Origin of the sequence: Brachyspira sp. (assembly GCF_050873525.1) — a bacterium.
Classification (GTDB): domain Bacteria; phylum Spirochaetota; class Brachyspiria; order Brachyspirales; family Brachyspiraceae; genus Brachyspira.
Map to the genome: position 1 here is coordinate 1 of NZ_JBNMIZ010000211.1, position 4,626 is coordinate 4,626.

Sequence of the window (4,626 nt, forward strand, 5' to 3'; positions counted from 1 at the left end):
GTATTATTGTTTATAAAAAATTCAATAATACCTATAGTAAATAATTCTTTATTATCCAACGAATTTTTTATTACTTCTTGCATGTCTTCTATATTATACTTATAAAGATTACGGTCTTTTTTTATAATATCTGCATTGTAAAAATACGATTCTATATATATTATTATGGGGTCTAATCTAAGTTTATCTTTTATATTAAAATATTGAAAAATAGTAAAAGATTGTATATAAAAATATCTAGCTGAATCTATATTGGAATTAAGTTCTGATCCATATAGCATATAATTTCCATAAGCTAAAGATGCTCTTGCTATAAAATATAAATATCTTTCTTCATTGAAATACCTATTTTCTATCAAATTTTCTCTTTCTAATAATTGTTTAACAATTTTAGCTAAAGAAAAAAAATCATTTCCTATAGATAAAAAATTGGCTGTAGCCGTAGTTCTATGTCGTATACTTGTTATAATGTTTATAGCATCTTGCTCATTACCAATATATACACCGTCTTTTATACTTCCCTTATTTTTTAATGTTGTTTCTATGTCTATCTCATTTACTTTTTTATTAAAGAAATTACTTATTTGAATTCCTCCAATATCATCTAATAGATTTATTTCTTGTTCAGATTCTATATTATCATTTATCTCTCCTTTAATAATTAATTTAGCTTCTTCATTATCTTTATCAATTTCTAAGACTTTATTGGCATACTTTATTGCATTACTATTATCACTTAGTTGGTAATATATCTTGGATATAAAGAGTAATGTTATTCTTTTTTGATTATTATATTTTGTATTCACTTTTTTATCTTTTGTATTGTTAATCCATGTAAAATACATATCTTGTGCTATTTTGTAATTTTCCAACTTCATCATAATATATGCTTCATCTAATAGTAAATCATTTTTCTTTTCACTTAACAAAAGAGCATTTTTCCTATCATTTAAAGATAAAGCTTTTTTCTTATCGTTATCAATTGTTTTGTGAATCTCCTTATATGTATTTTTAATTTCATCTTCATATTGTTTATTTAAATTTTTTTTAAGCACAGAAAGTTTAAGATTAAGAAAGCTTAACTTTTTCATACACTTAATACCTTCATTTTCAAGCAGCTCTAATGCTTCTGGAATTTTTTCCAATCTAACATAAATACCAACTAAATTAGGAATACTTGATGATAATCTTTGATTTTTAGATATAGCTTTTTTATATAATGTTATTGCTTTATCTAAATCTTTCTCGTTAACCTCTGCGCGTCTTGCTATAATAAAATAATCCTCTGAATTATCATTAATATTAAAATTTAATCTCTTATTATTATTTTTTATTTTTTTATTAGTATTATTTAAATTAGAATTATTATATACATTATCATAGGATATACCTTTTTTCGATTTTTTATCATTATATATAGTAATATCCTCGTCTGGTGTTTCTTTAGGTAATAATTTAATAAATTCGGACTTACTATCTGTAAGATTATTTTTATATAAAACTAATAATTCGTTTAATGTTTCATTGTTAATTGTAATATTATTTTTTAAGTTATATTCTATATTGTTATATGAAAAAATGATTAGTAAAGAGGCTATTAATCCTTCAAGCATATTTTGTTTATATTTTATTTTATTATTTATATTCATAAATAATGAGAAATCATTTTCTTCTACCATCTTCATTAATAAAAATTTTATAATATAAGGATTTAGTTCTTCATCGTAAATAAAATGACGGCATGAATATATTAGTTGACTATTTTCATCATTATATTTATGTGCTACGGCAAACCCAGTAATATTATCATTACCTTGATTTAAATATTGTAGTGATAGACTTTCATATCTCAAATTGGCATACATTAAACCAAGTAAATTATTAATAATCTTTGATTTTGGATACTCTTTCAACAAACTTTTTGTTTTTGATATTGTTTCGCTTAATTTATATCCTTCAAGAGAATTCTCATGCAACTTGTTAACAGCATAATTAAAACTATTTATTAACCCATTAATTATAGTCTTTATTGAAGATTCTTTCATATTTCTTGTAGTATCATTTATATTTTTACATATCGGAATTTCCATATTATTAAAAAAAGATATACCTTTATATTTTAGTTTTTCTATCTCAGAATCAATATTAAAATTTTCTTTAAATAATTTAGTTTCATTTTCAAAATATATATTATTAGAGTTAACTTCATAGGAACAAATATTATCAATAGATATAGTTATTTCTTTTCCATCATTTTCTAATAACTTTACGGTATCTATATCTAATCTAATAATTTGTCCTTTAATTTCTTTGTTTCCAACCATAATTTCAATATTATAACCAATTTTAACTTCATCGAGAAAATTATTTTTTATAGACATATATCTCACCTTAAATAGTTAGCATATTACATTATACTATTATATATTATAAAATTAATTAAATAAAGTTCATTCAAACAACTTTCAAATAAAATTATATAATTTTTTACTCTTATTTTTTATTAAATAAGTTTTTTAGCCGCATCTATCAAACCGACAAATAAAGGATGCGGATTTGTTATTCTCGATTTTAATTCTGGATGGAATTGAACGCCTATCATATAAGGATGATTTTTAACTTCCACTATTTCTACCAATTCTCCGTTTTGCAATTTTCCCGTGATGATTAATCCGTTTTTTTCCATATCGTTTATATATTCGTTATTGAATTCGTATCTATGTCTATGTCTTTCGCTTATGATTTTATTTTTATATAATTTATAAGCCAAACTTTCTTCTTTTATTTCGCAAGGATAAGCTCCGAGACGCATTGTTCCGCCTTTCAATATATTTTTTTTCTGTTCTTCCATTAGAGTTATAATCGGGTATTTTGTATTTTCGTTTACTTCTATAGTATTCGCTTCTTTATATCCTAAAATATTTCTTGCAAATTCAACGCACATTAACTGCATCCCCAGACAAATTCCCAAATAAGGAATTTTATTTTCTCTCGCGTATTTAATCGCTTCAATTTTTCCTTCGATTCCTCGCTCGCCGAATCCTCCGGGAATTATAAAACCGTTTACATCTTTAAAATGACTTTCAATATCTTTATCGTTTTCCAAAGTTTCCGCAGAAATCCATTTAATATCGACATTAATATCGTTATAAATTCCGCCGTGATTTAGCGCTTCTATTAAAGATATATAAGCGTCTTTCATTGAAATATATTTTCCGACTATCGCGATTTTTACTCTTTCGTTTTTTATCGCTATATTTTTTTGTTTTATTATTAAACTATTCCAATTTGACAAATCTATCTTTTCGGTTTCAAGTTTAAAATGTTTGCATACCACATCGGAAAGCCCCTGACTTTCGAGCATCAAAGGAACATTATATATATTCGGTTCGTCAAAATTTTCAAATACATTTTGTTTTGGCAAATTGCAAAATAAAGCGATTTTAGCCTTATGCGAATCTTCCAAATGTTTATTGGTTCGGCAAACTATGATATCGGGAATAATTCCGCTTTGCATAAGCTGTTTTACGCTATGCTGAGTCGGTTTAGTTTTTATCTCTTCGGATGAACTTATAAATGGAATCAAAGTGACATGAATATATAAAACATTTTCTTGTCCCAACTCAGCTTTTATCTGTCTTATCGCCTCGATATACGGAAGCGATTCTATATCGCCGATTGTTCCGCCGATTTCGGTTATAACTATATCGGTTTTTTTAGGGTCGTTTTCTCTATAAATTCTATTTTTTATTTCGTTCGTAATATGCGGAATAACTTGAACCGTCTCGCCCAAATATTTTCCTTCTCGCTCCATATTTATGACATGCTGATAAATTTTCCCTGTTGTCACATTGCTGTATTTATTTAGATTTTCATCAATGAATCTCTCATAATGCCCGATATCCAAATCGGTTTCCGTTCCATCGTCCGTCACAAAAACTTCTCCATGCTGAAAAGGACTCATTGTTCCAGGGTCAATATTTATATAAGGGTCGAATTTTTGAATAGTTACGCTTAATCCTCTCGATTTTAGAAGTCTGCCCAAAGAAGCCGCCGTAATTCCTTTTCCAAGCCCCGATACGACTCCGCCCGTTACAAATATATGTTTTGTATTCATTTGAAAAACCTTAAATAATGAAATATTTTAATTTTTATAGAATATCATTAAAGAGGCATTAAATCAAGTAGATTTTTTATGTTTAATAAAATAATAAAATTTTAATTTATATTACCATGCCTCACAGCAATAACGAAAGTAAATTACACTGTCATTACGAGGGCTTTTAGCCCGCGACTTGCCAACGGCACACAGAGTGAAGTCGGGCAGACGCCAAGTAATCTATTTTCTGTGGATTGCTTCGTTCGTCAAAGACGGGCTTTAGCCTCACTCGCAATGACTAATTAAAATAGTCAATGACGAAATTTTTTTAGAATTTTTTTATTTTAAACTGTTGACAATTTTTTTAAATGTTGTATAATTTTAACTATATTAAAGATAAATAAAAGGAAATTTGTGGGCATAACTTATCACTTTAAACTTTTCAAAAATTATGTTTATTTAAATTATTTTCAATTTCAACTAAAGAGAGAATTTTATCATGAAAATTATAAAATGCATTTTTAATA

The 4,626-nt window shown here is 26.2% G+C and carries 2 protein-coding genes; both read right to left on the reverse strand.

Annotation, left to right across the window (positions count from 1 at the left end):
• On the reverse strand, positions 1-2,381 hold a 2,381-nt coding region (locus ACR0QS_RS11315), incomplete at its 3' end, for a tetratricopeptide repeat protein (protein ID WP_432633555.1).
• Between the two features lie 122 nt (positions 2,382-2,503).
• Positions 2,504-4,117, reverse strand: a complete 1,614-nt coding sequence (locus ACR0QS_RS11320; RefSeq protein ID WP_432633556.1) for a CTP synthase — start codon at positions 4,115-4,117, stop codon at positions 2,504-2,506.
• Between the last annotated feature and the right edge of the window lie 509 nt (positions 4,118-4,626).